Consider the following 21,987-nt stretch of genomic DNA (forward strand, 5'->3'; position numbering starts at 1 on the left):
GCCTGCATGCGTAGGCCGAGTGCCCATCAACAACACAGTAAGAGAATCAACGGAGTAATTCATGGCTGATCCAAAGATGAAGTTTTTAGTGGTAGACGATTTCTCGACAATGCGCCGTATCGTGCGCAACCTGTTGAAGGAACTGGGTTACGCCAATGTCGATGAGGCGGAAGACGGTGTCATGGCGCTGGCCAAGCTGCGCAGCGAGCAATTCGACTTCGTCGTTTCGGACTGGAACATGCCGAACATGGACGGCCTGACCATGCTGCAGAACATTCGTGCCGATCCAGCGCTGGCCAAGCTGCCTGTGCTGATGGTGACGGCTGAAGCGAAGAAAGAAAACATTATCGCCGCCGCCCAGGCCGGCGCCAACGGCTACGTCGTCAAGCCATTCACGGCCGCGACGCTGGACGAAAAGCTGAACAAGATCTTCGAAAAGCTCGGGGCTTAAGATGGCTGAGCACAATGCCGTGAACGCGATCGACCCGATCGGCGCCGCGGAAGCCGAGGCCGGCGCGCATGACGAATTCATGAGCCGGATCGGCCACATGACGCGCGCGCTGCACGAAAGCCTGCGCGGCCTTGGCCTCGACAAGCTGCTCGAAAAAGCCGCGTCCGATATCCCGGACGCGCGCGACCGCCTCGATTACGTTGCCCGCCTGTCCGAACAGGCTGCTCAAAAGGTCCTGAACGCCACCGACGCAGCCGGCCCGCTGCAAGACGGCATCTGCAGCGGCGCCAGCAGCCTGACCGCATCGTGGCAGGCGCTCCTCGACGCGCCCGGCGGCGACCCTGCATGGCGCGCACTGGCCAGCCAGACCATCGCCCAGCTCGAGCAATCGAAGGCGGCCGCCCACGGCACCAAGGGTCACCTGATGGACATCATGATGGCCCAGGACTTCCAGGACCTGACCGGGCAGGTGATCACGCGCGTGACCACCATCGCCCAGAACCTGGAACAGCAACTGGTGCAGCTGCTGGTCGATTTCGCGCCGGCCGAAGTCAAGCGCGAGTTCGACAACGGCCTGATGAACGGCCCGCAAATCAATCCGGTCGGCCAGGACGTGGTCTCCAACCAGGGCCAGGTTGACGATCTGCTGGACAGCCTCGGCTTCTAAGCGAGTGCGGACCTGGTCTGCCTCGCTCGACCATTAGCATCACCGGCGAACCAACACAATGCATCAAACAAACTTTATTGTCCGTGAACCGCTGCTCGACCCGAAGCAGCGCGTGATCGGCTATGAACTGTCGTGGCAGCACCATGACGGGGACACACCCAGCGAAGCCGAACTCGAATCGCTGATCGGCTTCGTGGCCGAACATGTCAACGACGAAGACGACGGCTGGCTGCTGCGCGACAAAGTCCTGTTCCTCGACGCCGTGCCCGGCATGCTGTCGACCGACGCGCTGCACCGCATGCCGCCGGAACGCACGGTGCTGACCCTGAAGGCATCCGACCTGGCCGACCGCGACACGCTCGCGGCCGTGCAAGGCCTGCGCGCGGGCGGCGTCGGGATCTCGCTGCGCGACGGCGACCTGCTCAACATCGGCAGCACGATCGCCCGCAGCGCCTCGTATATCGAAGTACGCTTCTCGGGCGCCGACGTGGCGGCGCAAGCGCGCACCTACGCCGCGCTGAAGCAGGCATCGGTGGGAATGGTAGGCCGTCCGGTCACCACCTGGGCCGACTTCGACGCCTGCGCCGCGCTCGGCCTCGACGCCTTCGTCGGCAAGCTGCACCTGACGCCGCGTCCCGGCATCCCGGTCAAGGGCATGAACCCGGCCCAGGCCATCATCCTGCAGCTGATGCAGATGGTGCAGAACAACGAAGACATCCCGAAGATCGAAGGCGTGCTCAAGCGCGACCCTGCGCTCTCGTACAAGCTGCTTCGCTTCATCAACACGGCGGGATTTGGGGCCGGGCGCGACATCCAGTCGCTGCGCCAGGCCATTTCGATGCTCGGCTACGCGCCGCTGTACCGCTGGCTGACCTTGCTGCTGGCGACGGCGAGCACCAGTGGCTACTCGCCGGTGCTGATGGAAACGGCGGTCGTGCGCGGGCGTTTGGCCGAACTGCTCGGACAAAAGATCCTGCCGCGAGGAGAGGGGGAGAACCTGTTCGTCTGCGGCATGTTCTCGCTGCTCGACCGGCTGCTGGGGCTGCCGATGAAAGAAGTGCTGGACACCATCCAGCTGCCGGACGAAGTCGTGCGCGCGCTGCTGACGCGTGGCGGCATATACGGCCCGTACCTGGCGCTGGCCGAAGCCTGCGAGCTGAACTCGAACCTGGTGTCGTCGCTGGCCTCATCGCTGAACATCAGCCCCGAGGAAGTCAACAAGATGCACCTGCAGGCCTTGGCCTGGGCACAGAACGTCACTGCCTGACACCGTTCCAGTTTCGAATTTCCTTGCATAAAACTTCGGGGTCCGTCCCCGGGGACAGACCCCGGGGTCTGTCCCCGGGGACGGACCCCGAAGTTTTGGAACTTAGCTTGGCCTAGATTTCGAGGTTGTCGATCAGGCGGGTCGTGCCGAGCTTGGCCGCGGCGAGCACGACCAGCGGCGCGCCTTGCGCCAGGTCGCCGGCCGAGGGCGGTTGCAGGTCCATCTGCTTGCGGATCGAGATGTAGTCCGGCTTCCAGCCGCGCGCGGCCAGTTCGGCCATCGCCTTATGCTCGAGCTCGAAGACGTCGAGGTGGCCGGAACGAACTTCTTCCGCCACCGACGTCAGCGCGCGGTACAGCGCAGGCGCTTCGGCGCGCTCGCCTTCCGACAGGTACATGTTGCGCGAGGAGAGCGCGAGGCCGTCGTCGGCGCGCCACGTTTCAGCGGCAATGATCTGCGTCGGCAGCGCGAACTGGCGTGCCATGTTGCGAACGATCATCAGCTGCTGGTAGTCTTTCTTGCCGAACACGGCAACCTTCGGCTGCACGCACGAGAACAGCTTCAGTACGACGGTCGAGACGCCGGTAAAGAAGCCCGGGCGGAATTCGCCTTCCAGCGTGTTGCCGAGGCCTTCAGGCGGGGCGACGCGGAATTCCTGCGGCTCCGGGTACAGTTCCTTTTCGGTCGGCGCGAACAGCACGTACACGCCTTCCTTCTCCAGCTTTTCCACGTCGGCCTGGAAGGTGCGCGGGTATTTGTCGAAGTCTTCGTTCGGGCCGAATTGCAGGCGGTTGACGAAGATCGAGGCAACCACCGGGTCGCCGTGCTTGCGCGCGAGGCGCATCAGCGACAGGTGGCCTTCGTGCAGGTTGCCCATGGTCGGCACGAACGCCGTGCGCAGTTGCCCGCTGAGCTGGTCGCGCAGTTCTTCGATGGTGGAGACGATTTTCATTCGATGCTAATCCTAAAAGCAGTAATGGGTGCGGCCTTACGCCGGCGAGTATGCCAGCCGCACATAGATCGGTGCGAACGGTTCGGCCTGGGTGATTTCAATCAGCGTTTCCTTGGCCAGTTCGAGCATGGCGACGAAGTGCACGACCACGATCGGGACGCTGCCTTGTCCGTCGAACAGGTCGGCGAACTCGACAAACCGGGCCGATTGCAGCTGGCGCAAAATCGATGTCATGTGTTCGCGCACGGACAGTTCCTGGCGGCTGATCCGGTGGTGCTGGGTCAGCTTGGCGCGCTTGAGCACGTCCATCCAGGCGCGCTGCAGGTCGCCGGCGTCGACGTCCGGCCACGCCGGCACCGAGCTTTGCTCGACGAACAGTTGCGGGCGGATGAAGTCGCGGTCTAACTGCGGCACCGCGTTGAGGTCATAGGCGGCCAGCTTGATCTGTTCGTACTCAAGCAGGCGGCGCACCAGTTCGGCGCGCGGGTCGCCCGCTTCGTCATCGCCTTCGGTCTTGCGCTGCGGTAGCAACATGCGCGACTTGATCTCGATGAGCATCGCCGCCATCAGCAGGTACTCGGCCGCCAGTTCAAGGTTGTGCAGGCGAATCTGGTCGACGTACTTCAGGTATTGCAGGGTGACCTGCGCCATCGGGATGTCGAGGATGTTGAAGTTTTGCCTGCGGATCAGGTACAGCAGCAGGTCGAGCGGGCCTTCGAAGGCGTCGAGGAAGATTTCCAGCGCGTCCGGCGGAATGAACAGGTCGGTCGGCATGCGCAGCAGCGGCTCGCCGTACAGGCGCGCTACGGCCGCGTCGGGTGCAGCTTGCTGTTCCGGTACGGCGGCGCCGGCGTCCGGTTCAACGACGGTGTCGGCGAGCGCGCCGGCTGCCGCGTCTGGCGACATGGTCGGTTCGGTCAGAGTTTGTTCTGGTACACGTACGGCTGCTGTTTGACGCGCGATTCGGCGCGGCGTTCCTGCTCGTTCAGCGTGACCGGCGCCTTGTCCCACAGCAGGGCACGGCCTTCGCGCTGGCCTTCTTCCATGCCTGGATTCTTGGCCTTCAGTTCAGTGATGAACTTGGTGTGGTCGGATTCGTACAGGCTGAATTGTTTCGAGAGTTTCATATAAGCAATAGGTGAGGCGAACTAGCTATTTTAGCGCGTTTAGCCTGAGGCAATTGAAATGGCGTAGGGCGGATGCGGCCTCGGCGGCAGCCACGCTTATCCGCCCTACGTAAGGCAAATCCTTAATCGGGATGCAGCGCGTTCAGCTGCTTGGCGATGATGTCGTGGTTCAGCCACAGGACCGGGCCGATCTTTTCACCCGCGCCATGGAACATCAGCGGACCGGCGCCTTCCAGCACCAGCGAGCTGAGGTGGTCGGTGATCAGTTCCTTGCGGTCCTTGTGCATCTTGGTGATGTCTTCGGAGGTGCCGATCATCACGTCAGCCAGTGCCGGCGTGTTGTCCATCGGCCAGCCGCCGAAGTTGCGGAACGTCGCGCTGGTGGCGTCGTTGTTGTACTTCTCGATCATTTCCAGCAGGCTGTCCAGCGTCACGCCGTCTTCGAGCAGGCTTTCGCAGATCTTCCATTGCTGGTCGGCCCAGGCGCCGCCGCCTTCTTTTTTCAGCGCTTTGAGCAGCGGGAACAGCGACAGCTCGACGCCGACGAAAATGTCGGACGAGTTGGTGCGGATTTCCGGGCAGTTGAAGACAGTTGCGGCAACGCCTTGTTCCCACGCAGCCTGCGCCACGCTTTCCAGGCGCATCTTGGCGTAGCCCTGGGTGTAGTTGGTGTAGGTCTGCCACTGGTACTCGCCGTCGATCAGGATCTCGGTGCCGTGGTAGCCGTACGCCGTGTAGCGGACCTGGCCGCCGCCGCGCTCAAGGCGTTCGCGGATCGCGGCACTGCCGGTAATCAGGTGTTGCAGCGTGTTGGCGGTGACTTCGTCGAAGTTCATCAGGATCAGCTTGCCGAGGTCGCTGTCGAGCAGGGCGCGCGAAGACATGAAGCGCTCGCCGCGGCCTTTGTAGATGCGGTTGGCGATGGCCAGGAAGGCCTTGATCTTCGGAATGCCGCCCGCCATCGTGTGGGCGAAGAAGGCGTTCGCGCCGTCAGGGATCAGCGTGTCGATTTCCTGCATGACCTGGGCGACCGAGCCGGTGAAGCGCTTGACGCCTGCTTCGCGGCAGCGTTCGATTGCGTCCCAGTCCAGCTTGTCTTCCTGCCAGCTCTTCAGCGTGATGCCCGACAGCTGCTCGGTCGGGTTCTTTTCGCCTTCCGGCGCGTCCATGTCGAAACCTGCCATCAGCGGCACATTGATGATGCGCCCGCCCAGCTTTTCCTCGGCTTCCGCGTGCTCTTCAGTCGTGAGCGCGCGCAGCTTGCCTTCTTCGTCGCGGCGGCCGACCGTGATGCCGACGATCGTCATGCCGGCGGCACGCGCTTCGTCGATCAGGCCGTTGACGTAGCCGCGGCCGAACAGCTCGCCGAACAGTACGAAAACGTCGCCCTTGCGGTACAGGTTGGCGTGAGGAATATGCCTCAAGGAAGTCAATTGGCTCATAAGGTTTTTGATCACTTAAAAATGATTTCAGGACAGGCGAACCTGGGTTCTGCCGGCTCAGTACAACATATAAAACAGGCTTAGCTGATGCGCATGCCCGGCTGCGCGCCCGGCCATGGTTCCAGCAGGTACAGGCCTGGATTGGTTTTCTCGTCTTCGCTCGATGCGCACAGGACCATGCCTTCGGACACGCCGAACTTCATCTTGCGCGGCGCCAGGTTGGCCACCATCACCGTCAGCTTGCCGACCAGTTCTTCCGGCTTGTAAGCGCCCTTGATGCCGGAGAAGACGTTGCGCAGGCGGCCTTCGCCGACGTCGAGCGTCAGGCGCAGCAACTTGTCGGAGCCTTCCACGTGCTCGCAGTTGACGATTTTTGCGATGCGCAGGTCGACCTTGGTGAAGTCGTCGATCTTGATCTCAGGCGCGGGTGCTTCCACGCCAGGATTGCGGACGGCTTCAAGGGCAGGGGCGGCGGCGGCGGCTGGCGGTGCGGCACTAGCAGGCGCAGCAGGCTTGTCGAATAGATCTTCCACCATCTTGGCGTCAACGCGCGTCATCAGGTGGCTGTAGGCGCCGATGGTGCGGCCAAGCATGGTGCGGTAGACGGCGTCGCCGGTGGTATCGAGCCAGCTGATCTTGTCGTCGTTCAGGAATTCCGACACGCGCGCCGCAACCTGCGGCAGCACTGGCGACAGCAGGATGGTCAGCTGGCGGAACAGGATCAGCGCGGCGGTGCAGACGTCATGCAGCTCCGCGGACTTGCCTTCATCCTTGGCCAGGATCCACGGCTTGTTCTCGTCGACATACTGGTTGGTAATGTCGGCGATCTCCATGATCTCGCGCAGCGCCTTGCCGAACTCGCGGTTCTCGAAGTGGTTGGCGATGCTGGCCTGGCGTTCGGCGCCGTCATTGGTCAGCGCGCGGCTGATCCATTGCCGGGCTTCCGGCGACAGTGCGCTGGCCAGCTTGCCGTCGAATTTCTTGGCGATGAAGCCGGCGCAGCGGCTGGCGATGTTGACGTACTTGCCGATCAGGTCGCTGTTGACGCGCGCCACGAAGTCGTCGCCGTTGAAGTCGAGGTCTTCGACCTTCGAGTTCAGCTTGAAGGCGATGTAGTAGCGCAGCCATTCCGGGTTCATCTTCAGGTCGAGGTAGCGCAGCGGCGAGATGCCGGTGCCGCGCGACTTCGACATCTTTTCATTGTTCACGGTCAGGTGGCCGTGGACGTTGACTTTCAGCTTGTCGATGATCGGGTGCTGGGCAAAGTTCAGCATCGCCGGCCAGAACAGCAGGTGGAAGGAGACGATGTCCTTGCCGATGAAGTGGACCTGTTCGGTGGCCGGGTCGTTCAGCAGCGCCTCGAAGTCCATGCCGTTCTTGCTGCAGTAGTTCTTGAGGCTGGCGAGGTAGCCGACCGGCGCGTCCAGCCAGACATAGAAAAACTTGCCCGGCGCGTCAGGAATCGGGATGCCGAAGTAGGGCGCGTCGCGGGAAATATCCCAGTCGGCCAGCTTCTCGCCGGCGTCGCCCAGCCACTCGGATACCTTGTTGACCATTTCGGACTGCAGGCGGCCCGGCGTATTCAGCCATTCCTTGAGGAAGCCGTAGCAGCGCGGATCGGACAGCGCGAAGAAGTACTGTTCGGACGGCTTCATGATCGGCGTCGAGCCGGTGAACACCGAGAACGGGTTGACCAGTTCGGTTGGCTGGTAGGCGGCGCCGCAGACTTCGCAGTTGTCGCCGTACTGGTCCTTGGCGCCGCACTTCGGGCACTCGCCCTTGATGTTGCGGTCGGCCAGGAACATGCCCTTGACCGGGTCGAAGAAGCGGTCGACCGTTTTGGTGACGATCAGGCCGGCATCGCGCAGCTTGCGGTAGATGTCCTGCGACAGTTCGACGTTTTCCGGCGAATCGGTGGAGTACCAGTTGTCGAAGGCGATGTGGAAACCGTCCAGGTATTGCTGGCGGCCGGCCGCGATCTTGGCGACGAATTCCTGCGGGGTAATGCCTTCCTTTTCGGCCGCGATCATGATCGGCGTGCCGTGGGTGTCGTCCGCGCAGACAAAATGCACCTCACGTTGCGCCTGCATTCGCTGGAACCGCACCCAGATGTCGGCCTGGATGTATTCCATCATGTGGCCGATATGGAAAGCAGCATTAGCGTAGGGCAGGGCGGTGGTGACGAACAGCTTGCGTGTCATGGTGGAAGTGCACTTGTTGGTAGATGAAGGGATGCATTTTAACAGCGGATGACCTTCCTGCGCATAGGGGAATGCCAAGGTTTGCCGTTTTTGCAAGGTCGGGCGTGGCGATTTGCGCTAAACTTATCGGATCATTCACGGAGATTCACAATGAGCATTACTGCAGAAGACGTCAAGGCACGGTTATCCGCCGTTATCGATCCGAATACCCAGAAGGACTTCGTCACCTCAAAATCGGTCAAGAACATCAAGGTCGAAGGCGGCAACATCTCGCTCGACGTCGAGCTCGGCTATCCGGCGCGCAGCCAGATCGAAGCGATCCGCACCGCCGTCACCGCCGCCTTGCAGGCCATCCCCGGCGCGGAACAGGTCAGCGCCAATGTCTACTCGAAAATCATTTCCCATACGGTGCAGCGCGGCGTCAAGCTGATGCCTAACGTTAAGAACATCATCGCCGTGGCCTCGGGCAAGGGCGGCGTCGGCAAGTCGACCACGGCGGTCAACCTGGCGCTGGCACTGGCGGCCGAAGGCGCCGCCGTCGGCATCCTGGACGCGGATATTTATGGCCCGTCCCAGCCGATGATGCTCGGCATTACCGGCTGGCCTGAATCGAAGGACGGCAAAACCATGGAGCCGCTGGAAAACCACGGCCTGCAAGTGTCGTCGATCGGCTTCATGATCGATCCGGACGAGCCGATGGTGTGGCGCGGCCCGATGGTCGTGCAGGCCCTGACGCAGTTGCTGGAGCAAACCAACTGGCGCGACCTCGATTACCTGATCGTCGACATGCCACCTGGAACCGGCGACATCCAGCTGACACTGTCGCAAAAGGTGCCTGTCACCGGCGCCGTCATCGTGACGACCCCGCAGGACATCGCGCTGCTCGACGCGCGCAAGGGCCTGAAGATGTTCGAGAAGGTCGGCATCCCGATCCTCGGCGTGGTGGAAAACATGAGCACGCATATCTGCTCGAACTGCGGCCATGCCGAGGCGATTTTTGGCCATGGCGGCGGCGAGAAGATGTGCGCCGACTTCGGTGTCGACTTCCTCGGCGCGCTGCCGCTGACGATGGCGATCCGCGAGCAGACCGACTCCGGCCGCCCGACCGTGGTTGCCGAACCGGACGGCCCGGTGGCGACTGTCTATAAAGAGATCGCGCGCAAAGTGGCTGTGACAGTGGCCGAAAAGGCCAAGGACATGTCGAGCAAGTTCCCTAGCATCGTCATCAAGAACGATTGATGACGGGTGGCGCGGCGGCGCCCGCCAGCGCCGCGCGCATGCGCTGCCAGTGCGACCCTTTCCAGAACACGCCCTGGCAGACATCGCACAGGCAGAATTCGTTGTGATGCTCGCGCACGCTGGGCGGCAGGCGGTCGACGACCTCGTCCTTGTCGACCTGGTGTAGCGGGGCATTGCACTTCAGGCATAAGGAGAATGGCTTGATGCTGCCGGCCAGGTCAAGCCGCCTGACAATTTCCCGGAATTGTTCCTCCGACCGGATCGCGTGCACGTAGCAGCCGTGGGTAATGCCGCGGCGCTTGAGCAGTTCGCGGTCGCGCGTTAGGACGATGCGGTTCTCGACGATCGAGGTCTGCTCGATATCCCCATCCATATAGTTGTTGTCGTAGAGCGTGTCGAAGCCGGCCATGCGCAGGAAGCGTGCGAGGCCGCCCAGGTGCGCGTCGGCCACGAAACGCATCTCGCGCAAGGGGTGCGCGCGCAGCAGTTCGCTGACGTCGAGGAATTCGAACTTGGGGTAGACGGCAACACGGTCGCCTTCTTCGAGCAGCCGGTCGAAGTTGCTGGATTCGCCGTTGACCAAAATGAGTTCGACTTCGGTGTGCGGAACGCCGATGGCTTCGATCATGTGCTTGGTGGTCGCCGCACGTGCGCACGGTGTGGTGAATTCCTTGCGCCGCCGGTCTGGTGGCAGGAAGTCGTTGAGTTCTTCGTAGAAACGGAAGGTGGCGGTGACCATACATTAGTTTGCACCGTCGGCCGCGACGTTTCAACCGCTGCCAACGGTGGCGGCGCGACGCTGTAAAATAGCCGTCTTTATATCCAGCACATCTATTGCCATGACCGTCGTCCGCACCCGTTTTGCTCCAAGCCCAACCGGCTACCTCCACCTCGGCGGCGCCCGCACCGCCCTGTATTCTTGGGCGTTTGCGCGCCACTTTGGCGGTACGTTTATTTTGCGCATTGAAGACACCGACCTGGAGCGCTCGACCCCGGAGGCGGTACAAGCCATTCTCGACGGCATGAAGTGGCTCGGCCTCGATCATGACGAGGGCCCGTTCTACCAGATGCAGCGCATGGACCGCTACCGTGAAGTGGTGGCGCAGATGCTTGAGGCAGGCACGGCTTACCTGTGCTATTCGTCGCCGGATGAAGTCGAGGCGATGCGCGAGCGCATGCGCGCTGCCGGCGAGAAGCCGCGCTACGACGGTACCTGGCGTCCGGAAGCGGGCAAGACCTTGCCGCCGGTGCCTGCCGACCGCAAGCCGGTGGTGCGCTTCAAAAATCCGCTCGACGGCGAAGTCAGCTGGGACGACGTGGTCAAGGGCACGATCACGATCGGCAACAAGGAGCTCGACGACCTGGTTATCGCGCGCCCGGACGGTACGCCAACCTATAACTTCTGCGTCGCGGTCGACGACTGGGACATGCAGATCACCCACGTGCTGCGCGGCGACGACCACGTCAACAATACCCCGCGCCAGATCAATATCCTGCGCGCCATCGGTGCGCCGCTGCCGCTGTATGGCCACCTGCCGATGATCCTCGGCGCCGATGGCGAGAAGCTGTCCAAGCGCCACGGCGCGGTCAGCGTGATGGATTACCCGGCCAAGGGCTACCTGCCGGAGGCGATGCTGAATTACCTGGCGCGCCTGGGCTGGAGCCACGGCGACGATGAAGTGTTTTCGATGGAACGGTTCTGCGAGTGGTTCAACCTCGACCACCTGACCCGTTCTGCGGCACAGTTCAATAACGAAAAGCTGGGGTGGCTGAACAACCACTATATCAAGCAGGCCGACAACGAGCGCCTGGCGCAACTGGCACGTCCGCTGATGGAAGCGGCCGGCGCGAAGTTCGACGGCAGCCCTGAACTGCCGGCCGTGCTCGCACTGATGAAGGAGCGCGCCAACACCGTCAACGAACTGGCCGATGCGGCGATGCTGTTCTTCCGCGATCCGCAGCCGGACGCGGCGCTGATGGCGCAGCACCTGACCGACGCGGTCAAGCCGGCGCTGGCGCAGTTCGCTGAACGTGTGGCGACGGTGGAGTGGACCAAGGAAGCGATCGCGGCCATGATCAAGGAAGTGCTGGCAGCTAACGGACTGAAGATGCCGCAGATCGCCATGCCGCTGCGCCTGATCATTACCGGCCAGTTGCAAACGCCTGCGATTGACGCGGTGCTGCAGATCGTCGGCCGCGATGCGGTGCTGGCGCGCGTGAACAAATATCTTTGATTTTTTTTAGCTGAGCTATTTGCATATTGCACGACGGTACGCTATAATTTTGCTTCTTCACCGGACGGGGGTATAGCTCAGCTGGGAGAGCGCTTGCATGGCATGCAAGAGGTCAGCGGTTCGATCCCGCTTACCTCCACCACGTTGAAGAAAGTAGTGCCGTAATGCAGTTCAAGGTCCCCATCGTCTAGAGGCCTAGGACATCACCCTTTCACGGTGAGTACGGGGGTTCGAATCCCCCTGGGGACGCCAGGATTCGAGTAGTAAAGCAGTGTGAGTTTGGTACCGCTAAACGCCCTGACTCGTCAGGGTTTTTTATTGGTGCGGTGCCATTCAGGTCAGGATGATAAAATCATCCAGGACAGATTTCTGTCCCCATCGTCTAGAGGCCTAGGACATCACCCTTTCACGGTGAGTACGGGGGTTCGAATCCCCCTGGGGACGCCAGTTGTTTTCAAGAGCCGCCTTGAGCGGCTTTTGAATTTGTGAGAGTAGTTGCCGCAACCGTTCAAGGTCCCCATCGTCTAGAGGCCTAGGACATCACCCTTTCACGGTGAGTACGGGGGTTCGAATCCCCCTGGGGACGCCAGTCATGCAAAAAGCCGCCTTGTGCGGCTTTTTGCATTTTTGCGTCGACGTCGCGGGCGCGCTACCAGACTCCGCGATAGACCGGCGCGCCGACAGTGAATGGCATGCCCGCAAACTGGCCGAAGCGTTGCAGCTGCTGCGGATAATTTCCGGCACTAATGCCGGCAAACGCAGCCAGCGCCGGGTCCATTCCATACAGGTCCAGCTGGCCTCCGCGTCCACCGATGCCGCCGATTGCCTGCTGCGGCAACAGCGATGACATGATGCCGCCGATCTGGCCGGGCTGTGCATGCGCTTGCAGACCCAAAGCGACCAAGGCGTCCGCCAGTCCCAGCCCCGTACGGTACTGGTCGCCAAGACTGACTTTTCGCGCGCTCATCTTGATGGTCTGGAAAAGGCGTTCGACCCGTTCGGCGCTGCGCGTCCGCCACGCTCCCTGGAAATCGGGGTGGTGCGCCAGCACCAGTGCCGCGAGGCCCGTGATGTGCGGCGCCGCCATCGAGGTGCCGTCCCATGCCGAACGTAGTTGTTCGGCGGGACAGTCGAATGAAGCGGCGCTCGAACTGCAGCGCCTTGTCGGGGGCGATTTCGATCACGGCGGTATGCACCTGGCCCGGCGGCCCGATGGTGGCGACCAGCGCGATGTCCGGGTCGCCCCGGATGTTCTGGATGAAAGCGGCCAGCGCGGCGGGTGCCGCCCTGGCGCGAATGATGTACCGGCCCTTGACGGGCGCGGTCTGTGATACGGGCATGCGACTCTCCTTCAGAGGCGTCTTATTAGTCGGCCAGCGGATGACAATGTCCCCCCCCCGATGCCCGATCGTGATTCTTGATGCTTGCCGGACGGCGGATTCCTTACGGGCGCATAGGCATTCCACTGCACCACGTATTTGGCGCTTGGCCCAGCCGATAAGGAACGGCTGGCAAGGCGCGCTGATACCAGGCCTCGCTGGTACGGATTGGACAGGCTGACAACACCAAAGTTTAGATAATCTGGGTGGCCTTTTATCGGTAAGTAGCGGTTGGTTTCCGGCGCGATTGAATTCGTGAAAACGGGTAAAATAACGGCCTTCACACGGCGCCTGTCACTGCCCACAATGGTTTTCAGCACAGCTACAACCACCTCCCTCGCTATTTTTTGCAAAGTTGTCGACAACTATGGCGACATCGGCATCTGCTGGCGCCTGTCGCGGCAGTTGCAGCGTGAGCACGGCATCGCCGTTACTTTGTGGGTCGACAACCTCGAGAGTTTCCAGCGCATTTGTCCTGCGGTGGCGCCCGAGGCTGCTATGCAGGCGGTCGAAGGCGTTACGGTGCGGCACTGGCGCGGTCAGGACGACGTGTTTTCGCCGTCCGATGTGGCCGACATCGTCATCGAGTTTTTTGCCTGCGACATCCCACCCGGCTATATCGACGCGATGGCCCGCTGCGAGCCGCGGCCGGTCTGGTTGAATCTCGAAGGCCTGACCGCGGAGGAGTGGGTGGAAGGCTGTCACACCTTGCCGTCGATGCATCCGCGCCTGCCGCTGACCAAGCATTTCTTCTTCCCGGGATTCACTGGCAAGACGGGCGGCCTGCTGGGCGAAGCGGCGCTGGGCGAACAGCGCCGGCAATTCCAGTCGGACCCGCATGCTGTCCGCGATTTCCTGGCAGGGCTTGGCCTGACTGCTGATGAGATGGCGTCGACAAAGGTGTCGCTGTTCTGCTATCCGGGCGCGCCGGTCGCGCCCCTGTTCGATGCCTGGCAGGCGGACGAGTCGCCCGTGACTTGCCTGGTGCCTGAAGGCGTCGCCTCAGCAGCGGTACAAGCATTCCTCGGGGCGGGCGCGGCGGCCGGCGCCGCGCGCACCCGTGGCGCGCTGACCGTGCGCGTGCTGCCGTTCGTGGCGCAGCCGGATTACGACAAACTGTTATGGGCCTGCGACTTCAATTTCGTCCGCGGCGAGGATTCCTTCGTGCGTGCCCAATGGGCGGGCAAGCCGTTCGCCTGGCATATCTATCCGCAGGATGAAAACCTGCACCATGTAAAATTGCGCGCCTTCCTGCAGCGCTATGCGATGGGTATCGACAGCCTGGTGGAATTCTCCCTGGCCTGGAACGGAGCAAGGGAAGGGGAGGGCGACTGGACCCGGCTTTGGCAGGCGCTCGAGGCGGACATGCCGCGCATCGGGCAACGCGCGGACGAGTGGCAACGTGAAATGGCCGCCCTCGGTGATCTCGCACGCAACTTGCTGAAATTTGCCCGCTCTCTTCGTTCAGCAGCGCAATAAATTCGGGTATAATGCCCGGTTATTTTCTAACGAAACTTAATTCGATCAAACGTGAGCTTGCGGCGATTTTGGCCTGGAAGCGACGGTGATTTTAGTGCAACCCACCTTTTAGTAGATTCCTATGAAACCAGCAAAAGAAATTCGCGTCGGCAACATCATCATGGTTGACGCCAAGCCATTCATCGTTCTGCGCTCCGACGTTAACGGTTCGAGCCGCACCGGCTTCACTTACAAGTGGAAGATGAAGAATCTTCTGACCAACAGCCCGCTGGAAAACGTTTTCCGCGGCGACGACAAGTTCGACGTCGTTGTTCTGGACAAGAAGCCAGTGACCTATTCGTACTTCGCTGACCCGCTGTATGTCTTCATGGATGCTGACTACGAGCAGTATGAAATCGAAGAAGAGAACCTGGGCGAGGCACTGAACTACCTGAAAGACGGCATGGAATGCGAAGCTGTCTTCTACGACGGCAAGGCCATCTCGGTCGAACTGCCAACCACCATCGCACGCCAGGTTGTGTACTCGGAGCCAGCGGTCAAGGGCAACACGTCGGGCAACGTCCTGAAGGAAGCCAAGATCGAAAACGCGATCGAAGCCCATCGCCACACCGTCCAGGTACCGCTGTTCGTCAGCCAGGACGACGTGATCGAGATCGACACCCGCACCAACGAATACAAGCGCGTCGTCCGCAACTAATCGCGAACCGCTGCTGAAAAAAGCACGCCCGGCACTGCCTGGCGTGCTTTTTTTTCGCCTGTACAGTCCGGCTTGCCACCATGCTATCCTCAGCAATATTTTCAAAAACAACAGTTCGGGGACAGCATGGATCGCAGGGATTTTGTACGGTTTGGAATGGCGGGCGGGGCAGTGGCGGGCGTGGCTTGCAGCGGCGCGGCGGTGGCGGCTCCGGCAATCAATATTCTCGAAGCGGGCGTGCTGGAACAGCAGGCGCTGATGCGGGCCGGTAAGCTGAGCTCGCATTCGCTGGTCACCCAATACCTCGCGCGCATCAAAGCCATCGACAAGGCCGGCCCGCGCCTCAACGCGGTCATCGAACTCAACCCCGACGCGCTCGGTATCGCGGCCCGGATGGACGGCGAGCGCCAAGCCGGCAAGGTGCGCGGCCCGCTGCACGGCATCCCGGTCCTCCTGAAGGACAACATCGCCACCGGCGACAAGATGGCCACCACGGCCGGTTCGCTGGCGCTGGACGGCGTGCGCGCGGTGCGCGACTCGCATGTCGCGGCGCAGCTGCGCGCGGCCGGCGCCGTCATCATCGGCAAGACCAACCTGAGCGAGTGGGCCAACATGCGCTCGTCGCATTCGACCAGCGGCTGGAGCGCGCGCGGCGGCCAGACCAAGAATCCCTACGCGCTTGACCGCAACACCAGCGGCTCCAGCTCCGGCTCGGGCGCGGCGATGGCGGCCAGCCTCGCCACCCTCGCTGTCGGCACCGAGACCGACGGCTCGATCGTCTCGCCGTCATCGACCTGCGGGCTGGTCGGCATCAAGCCGACGCTTGGACTGGTCAGCCGCAGCGGCATCATCCCGATCGCGCACTCGCAGGACACCGCCGGTCCGATGACGCGCACCGTGGCCGACGCGGCGCTGCTGCTGGCCGCGATGGCGGGCGTGGACGAACGCGACGCGGCGACCAAGGGAGGCAAGGCTTCGGACTACCAGGCGGCACTGGTCGCCGACGGACTGAAAGGCATGCGGCTCGGCGTCGCCCGTAACTTCTTCGGCCGCAACAAGGAAGCCGATGCGGTGATCGAGAAGTCGCTTGCGGTGCTGAAGGCGCAGGGCGCGACGCTGGTCGACGTTACCGTGCCGAACACTAACAAGTACGACGACAGCGAAATGGAAGTGCTGCTGTACGAATTCAAACCGGGCCTCGCGGCCTACCTGAAAGAGTACGCGCCGCATGCGCCGGTCAAAGACATGGCCGACGTGATCGCGTTTAACCTCAAGCGCCGCGACAAGGAGATGCCGTACTTCGAGCAGGAGCACCTGGTCGCGTCGAACGCCAAGGCGGGCCTGGACAGCAAGGAGTACCGCGACGCGCTGGCCAACAGCCTGCGTTACTCGCGCGAGGAGGGGATCGACAAGGTCATCGCTGAACACAAGCTCGATGCGCTGGTTGCGCCAACCGGCGGCCCGGCCTGGCTGACCGACTACATCAACGGCGACCACTACGGCGGCAGTTTCTCGTCGCCGGCCGCTGTGGCCGGCTACCCGCATGTCACCGTGCCGGCGGGTTACGTGCGCGGGCTGCCGGTTGGCCTGTCGTTCGTGGCAGGCGCGTGGACCGAAGCGGCTTTGATCCGGATGGCGTATGCGTACGAGCAGGCGACCTTGCACCGCAAGGCGCCGCGCTTCGCCGCGAAGGCCAGCTTGTAAGACTTATTTTGCTTTTTTGAGGCGCGTGAACACCGGACCCCACAGCGGATGTCCGTGTTCGCCCGGCGCCAGGTCGAATGCCGGATCGAGCTTGAGGGCTTTTTCAAACTGCTTGCCGCACAGGGCCTTGCGCGCGGTGACGCAGTAGCTGAAGGCCTGGTACTTCAGCGCTTCGAGCTGGCGCGCCTTGCTGCCGCCGCTGGTGATCTCGGCCGCGCCAAGACGCTTGATGGCGCCGTTGAAGTCGCCCTGGTTATACAGGCCGATACCGTCGCGGAGCGCGACCGTGTCGGCGCTGGGCGGAGCTGGTTGTGCAGGGGCTGGCGCTGGTGCTGGTGCTGGTGCTGGTGCGTTCTGGGTGCTGGCGCAACCTGCAAGCGAGAATGCGATGATGAGTTTGATTGGAAGGTTCATCCGGCGATTCTAGATTATTTCTTCGTCGCCGTGAAATCATGCGCAATCGTGCCGGGCGCGCCTTGCTTGACCACGATGCGGGTCACGTGGTCGGGGAATCCCGGATTCACTACCTTCACCATGTGGACGCCGGCACTCAGGGTCAGCTTCTTCAGCGGCGGGCTGACGCCGCGCTCTTTCCCATCGACGTAAACGGTCCCCCACGGCTTGATACTTAACCTGTAGCTCGCGGTTTCGGCCTTCGGCGCGGCGGGCTTCGGCTCCGCCACGGACGCCGCAACCGTCAGTTCGGCCAGGCGCTTGCGTGCCGGGACCAAGTAGCGTCCCTGGGGATATTCGCGCAGGAATACCTCGATCGCGGCCGCCTTTGTGTCGGGCGCGTTCTTCAGTTTGTCCCAGGCCTGCGCTTCCAGGTCCGGCGCCGGCGCTGCCGCCGCCACAGGCGGCGCGGTTTCCGGGATCACGGCTGGCACAGGCGCCGGCGGCGCCTGTTGCACCACCATCACGACGTCATCGCCGCCGGATAGTGAATACAGCAGCGCGAGCGGCAGCAGCAGGCCGGCAAGCAGCGCGGCAATCGCCCAGCGCGGGAACTGCGGCCGTGGCGCCTTGATGATTTTCGCTGGCTGCACGGCGAGCGGCGCGGCCGAGGCCAATGGCGCGAGGCGCGGCACATGGTCGACCGTGGCGATACGCTGTGTCGCGCCTGCGGGGCGCGCACGCGGCATTCCGGCCTCGTGGATGCCCAGGAGGGCACGGAAGGCGTCGATCGTCTGCGGGCGCTCCTGCGCAGGCACGGCGAGCGCGCCGTCGAGGGCGCACAGGAAGCCTTCGCCGAAGCCCTCGAGGGCGCGGCTGGCCAGCGGCGTCATCGGGTCCTTGATCATGCGCGCAATCGAGGTCGGCGGCGCTTCCTTGATGATGGCGAAGTACATGACCGCGGCCAGCGCGTAGATGTCGGTAAACGGTCCCTGCGGCAGCGACGCGTCGCCTGCGTATTGTTCGATCGGCGCGTAGCCCGGCTTGAGGATGACCGTCAGGCCGCGCGTCATGTCGCCGATGATCTGGCGCGCCGAACCGAAATCGAGCAGCACGGCGTCGCCGTTATCCTGCACAATGATGTTGTCGGGCGAGACGTCGCGGTGCAGCAGTTGCATCGTGTACAGCGTCTCGAGCGCACCGAGGATCTGCCTGAGCACGCGCATGCACCACGCTTCGGTCACCACTTCCGGGCTGTTGGCGACGATGTCCTTGATCGTGCGGCCTTCGTAATACTGCATCGCCGTGTAGGCGGTCTGGTTCTGCTCCCAGAAGCGGTACACCTTGACCAGCGACGGATGGTCGAACTGCGCCAGGAAGCGCGCTTCGTTGATGAAGCTTTTCAGGCCAAGGTCGAAGGTGTCCTGGTGGCGCTCGGCGCGCACGGTCACGCTGTGGTCGTCGGCGCGCAGGGCCAGCGGGCCTGGCATGTATTCCTTGATGGCGACGCTGCGCTGGAGCGAATGGTCGAACGCCATGTAGACGATGCCGAAGCCGCCTTCGCCAAGCACGCCGGTGATCTCGAAATCGGCCAGCCGCGTGCCGATCGGCAGGCAGTTCTCCGAACCTGCCAGTTTGTCCGCCGCCGCCGCCGTCATTCGGCCGCGCCCAGCATCACCGCATAGGCGGAGTAGTTGTCGCGCACCTTGGGGGTGGCGCTGGCGTGGGTATGCGCGGTGGCGCACAGCGCCGCCAGCCATTCCTCAGGGCCGTTCGCCGCGCGCAGGCTGCGTTCCATGTCGTCCTCGACCACCCATTCCCACAGGCCGTCGGTGCATACCAAAAAGGCGTCGCCGGCCCGAACCTCAATTTCCTCGCTGATGACAGGCGGCGTGTCGCCCCCTGCGCCCAGCGCGGCATACAGGATGTTCCGCTGCGGGTGGGTGCGCAGCTGGGCGGTGCTGGCGTAGCCGGCTTCGATCAGCTGCTGGGTGAGGCTGTGGTCTTTGCTGACGCAGAGCAGGCGTCCATCGCGGAATAGGTAGATGCGGGTATCGCCAAGGTGGGCCCAGACCGCGCGCGCGGCCTGCTCCCCGACCAGCAGCACGGCCAGGGTCGTACTCATGTCCTGCCGTTCGGCCGATTGCTGCTTGTCGCGCGCGACGGCGGCGTTGGCATGGTCGACGCCAGCCTGCAGGGCGGCCGCACCGAATACCGGTTCGGCCACGAAGTTCCCGATCACCGATTCGACCGCGATGCGGGCGGCGACTTCGCCGGCCGCGTGTCCACCGGCGCCGTCGGCCACGACGAAACAGGCCACGCCGCCTTTACGGGCGTCGCCGATGGCGTCCTGGTTCGATTCGCGCATGCCCGGCGCGTTGATGCTGGCCCAGGTGAGGGCGATGGGCGCGCGCTCAGCCATGCGAGGCTTCCTTGCCGAAGCGGTGCACTTCCTGTTCGTAGGCGTCGAGGAAGGCCGGGCCGAACGCGCCCTTGAACTGGTCCTGCACTTCGCTGGCGAGCGCGCCGTACTGGCGCACGTATTCGTGCCACAGCGCGGCCGGGCGGCGCGATGGCAGCAGCGAATCGAGCATGCCGCCAGGCGCCAGCGCCGTCGCGAATTTTGCAGGTGCCAGGCGGCCGATCACGCTGTCCATCGTGGCGCGGCAGCCGGCCACGACGCCCAGCTGGTGCCCGCGCAGCGCATGGCCGGCGTCTTCGATCGATTCGAGCGGCTCCATAAAGCCTGGCATTTTCTTGCGCAGCATCTGGGTGATGACGGTCGGGCTGTCGGGGAAAAACTTGAGCGGGTTGTTATTGCGGACCACGACCATCGTGACATCCGCTTTCGCTTCCTGCTTGACCAGCGAGCGCAAGGCCAGCTGGTCGATCGCGCCTTGCAGCGACGCGGCCAGCAGCTTGCCGATGAGTTCCATCTGTTCGGGCGCCAGCGCGGTCGGCAGCGCGTCGGCCGGAATGCCGGCGCCGCGCAGGAATGCCTGGGTAAGAGCATCGGGCGCAGCTGCGTCGCTATTTGCTGGAGTATCAACAATTTTGCTCATTTGGCCACTCTATCGCTAGAGAATGTTTATGAGCGGCAATAATGCCAGATTTGCTTACCGCATGCATTAGCGAAACGCACTCAACCGTGCGCTGTGGGACAGAAAGCGACAGAAAGTTCAATCACGCTGAAGAATTGATCAGCAGTGTCCCGCCGTTGGGGCGTTGAATGTCGCGCTTCGGCGCCTTACGAGACGTTCAAGCCTCGATAAAGCGCATCTTGAAGCTTCGGCCCTTGAAGCCACCGAAGTCCGGCCCCAGCTTGTTGCCGGCGTTGAGGCGCTGGAACGCCAGTTCGGCGACATGGCGGTCCAGCGCAACGTAGGTCTGGAACTCGGTGACGTTGATCTTGCCGACCTGTTCCTTGGTCAGCTTGGCGTCGCCGGTCAGGGCGCCCAGCACGTCGCCGGGACGCAGCTTGTCCTTCTTGCCGCCGTGGATGACCAGCGTGACCATCGGCGCCGGCGCTGCTTCGCGGCCTTCGTCGTCGAGTTCCTTGAGGTCGTGCCATGCAACCGGCGCGCCCTGGTATTCCTCGATCAGGCGCACCCATTTCTTTTCGTTCGGCGCGCACAGCGACAGCGCCAGGCCCGATTCGCCCGCACGTCCGGTACGGCCGACCCGGTGGATATGCACTTCGGTGTCCTTCGAGACGTCGACGTTGATCACCGCGCCGAGGTTGGCGATGTCGAGGCCGCGCGCGGCGACGTCGGTGGCGACCAGCACCGAGCAGCTGCGGTTCGCGAACAGCACCAGGATCTCGTCGCGTTCGCGTTGTTCAAGGTCGCCGTACAGCGCAAGCGCGGAGAAGCCTTGCGAACGCAGTTCGTCGGCCAGCTCCTGGCAGTGCACCTTGGTGTTGCAGAAGGCGAGGGTGGACGCAGGCTGGAAGTGCTTGAGCAGGCGGCCGACGGCGTGGTCGCGCTCGTCGAAGCCGACTTCATAGAAGCGCTGCTCGATCGCATCGCCGGTGTGCTGCGCCTCGACCTTGATCTCGACCGGGTCGATCAAAAACGGCTCGGTGGCGCGGCGGATATCGTCAGGGTAGGTGGCCGAGAACAGCAAGGTCTGGCGGCGCTGCGGGCAGGCGCTGACGATGCCGGCGATTTCGTCGTAGAAGCCCATGTCGGTCATGCGGTCCGCTTCATCGAGCACCAGGGTCTGCACATGCGACAGGTTGATGGTGCCGCGCCCGAGGTGGTCGCGGATGCGGCCCGGCGTGCCGACGACGATGTGGGCGCCATGTTCGAGCGACGCGATCTGCGGGCGCATCGGCGCGCCGCCGGTCAGGGTCAGCACCTTGATATTGGCTTCGCCGCGCGCCAGCCGGCGCAGTTCGTTCGCGACCTGGTCGGCCAGTTCGCGCGTCGGGCACAGCACCAGTCCCTGCACCGCGAACCACGCCGGATTGAGCTTGTGCAGGATGCCGATGCCGAACGCCGCCGTCTTGCCGCTGCCGGTCTTGGCCTGCGCGATCAGGTCGCGTCCTTCCAGCACTGGCGGCAGGCTTTGCGCCTGGATCGTCGTCATTTCGTGGTAGCCGAGCGTGTCGAGGTTGGCCAGCAAGGTCGGCGTCAGGGGCAGGTTGGCAAAGGCGTTTGGATTCATGTGGGCGGGACCGGCAAATAGGGAACAGGCCCAGTCTATCAGGCGACCGGGCCGAGGGGTACTGCGCGTGCGGCGGCGGGCCGCGTG

General features: G+C 63.1%; 20 protein-coding genes and 4 tRNA genes. 12 read left to right on the plus strand and 12 right to left on the minus strand.

Features of this window, described 5'->3' with window-relative positions:
- The first annotated feature begins 61 nt into the window (after positions 1–61).
- Genes cheY through HHL21_RS01180 form a run of 3 tightly spaced genes read left to right on the plus strand, consistent with a single transcriptional unit; the run spans position 62 to position 2,385 of the window.
- The gene (cheY, locus tag HHL21_RS01170; protein ID WP_131144818.1) at positions 62–451 is read left to right on the plus strand and encodes a chemotaxis response regulator CheY; all 390 of its coding nucleotides are present in this window, start codon (positions 62–64) and stop codon (positions 449–451) included.
- A gap of 1 nt (position 452) precedes the next feature.
- Complete coding sequence (gene cheZ / locus HHL21_RS01175; protein WP_169463438.1) at positions 453–1,118, plus strand: protein phosphatase CheZ; 666 nt, start codon at positions 453–455, stop codon at positions 1,116–1,118.
- Positions 1,119–1,176: 58 nt separating this feature from the next.
- Complete coding sequence (locus tag HHL21_RS01180; RefSeq protein ID WP_169463439.1) at positions 1,177–2,385, plus strand: EAL and HDOD domain-containing protein; 1,209 nt, start codon at positions 1,177–1,179, stop codon at positions 2,383–2,385.
- Between the two features lie 112 nt (positions 2,386–2,497).
- Here the strand turns inward: HHL21_RS01180 and panC are convergent, their stop codons facing one another.
- The 5 genes from panC to metG form a co-directional block, all read right to left on the minus strand.
- Entirely contained in the window at positions 2,498–3,337 is an 840-nt protein-coding gene (gene panC / locus HHL21_RS01185) for a pantoate--beta-alanine ligase (protein ID WP_169463440.1), read from the minus strand.
- A gap of 36 nt (positions 3,338–3,373) precedes the next feature.
- On the minus strand, positions 3,374–4,243 hold the full coding sequence (locus tag HHL21_RS01190; RefSeq protein ID WP_169463441.1) for a segregation and condensation protein A: 870 nt from the start codon (positions 4,241–4,243) through the stop codon (positions 3,374–3,376).
- 11 nt (positions 4,244–4,254) lie between these two features.
- Positions 4,255–4,464 carry a DUF3460 family protein gene (locus HHL21_RS01195; RefSeq protein WP_169463442.1) on the minus strand — a complete coding sequence of 70 codons (210 nt, stop codon included), beginning with the start codon at positions 4,462–4,464 and terminating at the stop codon, positions 4,255–4,257.
- Between the two features lie 122 nt (positions 4,465–4,586).
- On the minus strand, positions 4,587–5,906 hold the full coding sequence (locus HHL21_RS01200) for an enoyl ACP reductase FabMG family protein (RefSeq protein ID WP_169463443.1): 1,320 nt from the start codon (positions 5,904–5,906) through the stop codon (positions 4,587–4,589).
- 80 nt (positions 5,907–5,986) lie between these two features.
- Positions 5,987–8,107 carry a methionine--tRNA ligase gene (metG, locus tag HHL21_RS01205; protein WP_169463444.1) on the minus strand — a complete coding sequence of 707 codons (2,121 nt, stop codon included), beginning with the start codon at positions 8,105–8,107 and terminating at the stop codon, positions 5,987–5,989.
- Positions 8,108–8,257: 150 nt separating this feature from the next.
- Here metG and apbC point away from each other — a divergent pair, with 150 nt between their 5' ends.
- Complete coding sequence (gene apbC / locus HHL21_RS01210) at positions 8,258–9,346, plus strand: iron-sulfur cluster carrier protein ApbC (RefSeq protein ID WP_169463445.1); 1,089 nt, start codon at positions 8,258–8,260, stop codon at positions 9,344–9,346.
- On the opposite strand, the gene HHL21_RS01215 is transcribed toward apbC, so the two are convergent.
- Complete coding sequence (locus tag HHL21_RS01215; RefSeq protein ID WP_169463446.1) at positions 9,333–10,085, minus strand: Mut7-C RNAse domain-containing protein; 753 nt, start codon at positions 10,083–10,085, stop codon at positions 9,333–9,335. The genes apbC and HHL21_RS01215 overlap by 14 nt on opposite strands.
- 100 nt (positions 10,086–10,185) lie before the next feature.
- Here HHL21_RS01215 and gltX point away from each other — a divergent pair, with 100 nt between their 5' ends.
- From gltX to HHL21_RS01240, 5 genes are all read left to right on the plus strand, one after another.
- Positions 10,186–11,580, plus strand: coding sequence for a glutamate--tRNA ligase (gene gltX / locus HHL21_RS01220; protein ID WP_206085497.1), 1,395 nt, complete (start codon positions 10,186–10,188; stop codon positions 11,578–11,580).
- Positions 11,581–11,646: 66 nt separating this feature from the next.
- Positions 11,647–11,722, plus strand: a tRNA-Ala gene (locus HHL21_RS01225).
- Between the two features lie 34 nt (positions 11,723–11,756).
- Positions 11,757–11,832: transfer RNA gene (locus HHL21_RS01230), tRNA-Glu, on the plus strand.
- Positions 11,833–11,951: 119 nt separating this feature from the next.
- Positions 11,952–12,027: transfer RNA gene (locus HHL21_RS01235), tRNA-Glu, on the plus strand.
- Between the two features lie 66 nt (positions 12,028–12,093).
- Positions 12,094–12,169, plus strand: a tRNA-Glu gene (locus tag HHL21_RS01240).
- Positions 12,170–12,229: 60 nt separating this feature from the next.
- Here the strand turns inward: HHL21_RS01240 and HHL21_RS01245 are convergent.
- Complete coding sequence (locus HHL21_RS01245) at positions 12,230–12,667, minus strand: S8/S53 family peptidase (protein ID WP_169463447.1); 438 nt, start codon at positions 12,665–12,667, stop codon at positions 12,230–12,232.
- Between the two features lie 598 nt (positions 12,668–13,265).
- On the opposite strand from HHL21_RS01245, the gene earP reads away from it, so the two are divergent.
- From earP to HHL21_RS01260, 3 genes are all read left to right on the plus strand, one after another.
- Complete coding sequence (gene earP / locus HHL21_RS01250) at positions 13,266–14,438, plus strand: elongation factor P maturation arginine rhamnosyltransferase EarP (RefSeq protein WP_169463888.1); 1,173 nt, start codon at positions 13,266–13,268, stop codon at positions 14,436–14,438.
- 121 nt (positions 14,439–14,559) lie between these two features.
- Positions 14,560–15,135 carry an elongation factor P gene (locus tag HHL21_RS01255; protein WP_169463448.1) on the plus strand — a complete coding sequence of 192 codons (576 nt, stop codon included), beginning with the start codon at positions 14,560–14,562 and terminating at the stop codon, positions 15,133–15,135.
- A gap of 126 nt (positions 15,136–15,261) precedes the next feature.
- A complete protein-coding gene (locus HHL21_RS01260; protein ID WP_169463449.1) occupies positions 15,262–16,839 on the plus strand; it encodes an amidase in 1,578 nt (525 codons plus the stop codon).
- A gap of 3 nt (positions 16,840–16,842) precedes the next feature.
- Here HHL21_RS01260 and HHL21_RS01265 read toward each other — a convergent pair whose 3' ends face one another.
- From HHL21_RS01265 to dbpA, 5 genes are all read right to left on the minus strand, one after another.
- Positions 16,843–17,253, minus strand: a complete 411-nt coding sequence (locus HHL21_RS01265) for a TssQ family T6SS-associated lipoprotein (RefSeq protein ID WP_169463450.1) — start codon at positions 17,251–17,253, stop codon at positions 16,843–16,845.
- Between the two features lie 14 nt (positions 17,254–17,267).
- Entirely contained in the window at positions 17,268–18,890 is a 1,623-nt protein-coding gene (locus HHL21_RS01270; protein WP_169463451.1) for a serine/threonine-protein kinase, read from the minus strand.
- The gene (locus tag HHL21_RS01275; RefSeq protein WP_169463452.1) at positions 18,887–19,654 is read right to left on the minus strand and encodes a PP2C family protein-serine/threonine phosphatase; all 768 of its coding nucleotides are present in this window, start codon (positions 19,652–19,654) and stop codon (positions 18,887–18,889) included. Before HHL21_RS01275 ends, HHL21_RS01270 begins: the two co-directional genes overlap by 4 nt.
- Complete coding sequence (gene tagH, locus HHL21_RS01280) at positions 19,647–20,294, minus strand: type VI secretion system-associated FHA domain protein TagH (protein WP_169463453.1); 648 nt, start codon at positions 20,292–20,294, stop codon at positions 19,647–19,649. The genes HHL21_RS01275 and tagH overlap by 8 nt, the downstream gene beginning before the upstream one ends.
- A gap of 196 nt (positions 20,295–20,490) precedes the next feature.
- Positions 20,491–21,900 carry an ATP-dependent RNA helicase DbpA gene (dbpA, locus tag HHL21_RS01285; RefSeq protein ID WP_169463454.1) on the minus strand — a complete coding sequence of 470 codons (1,410 nt, stop codon included), beginning with the start codon at positions 21,898–21,900 and terminating at the stop codon, positions 20,491–20,493.
- Positions 21,901–21,987: the final 87 nt, after the last annotated feature.

The organism is Massilia polaris (assembly GCF_012927275.1).
GTDB classification, from domain to species: Bacteria; Pseudomonadota; Gammaproteobacteria; order Burkholderiales; family Burkholderiaceae_D; genus Telluria_A; species Telluria_A polaris.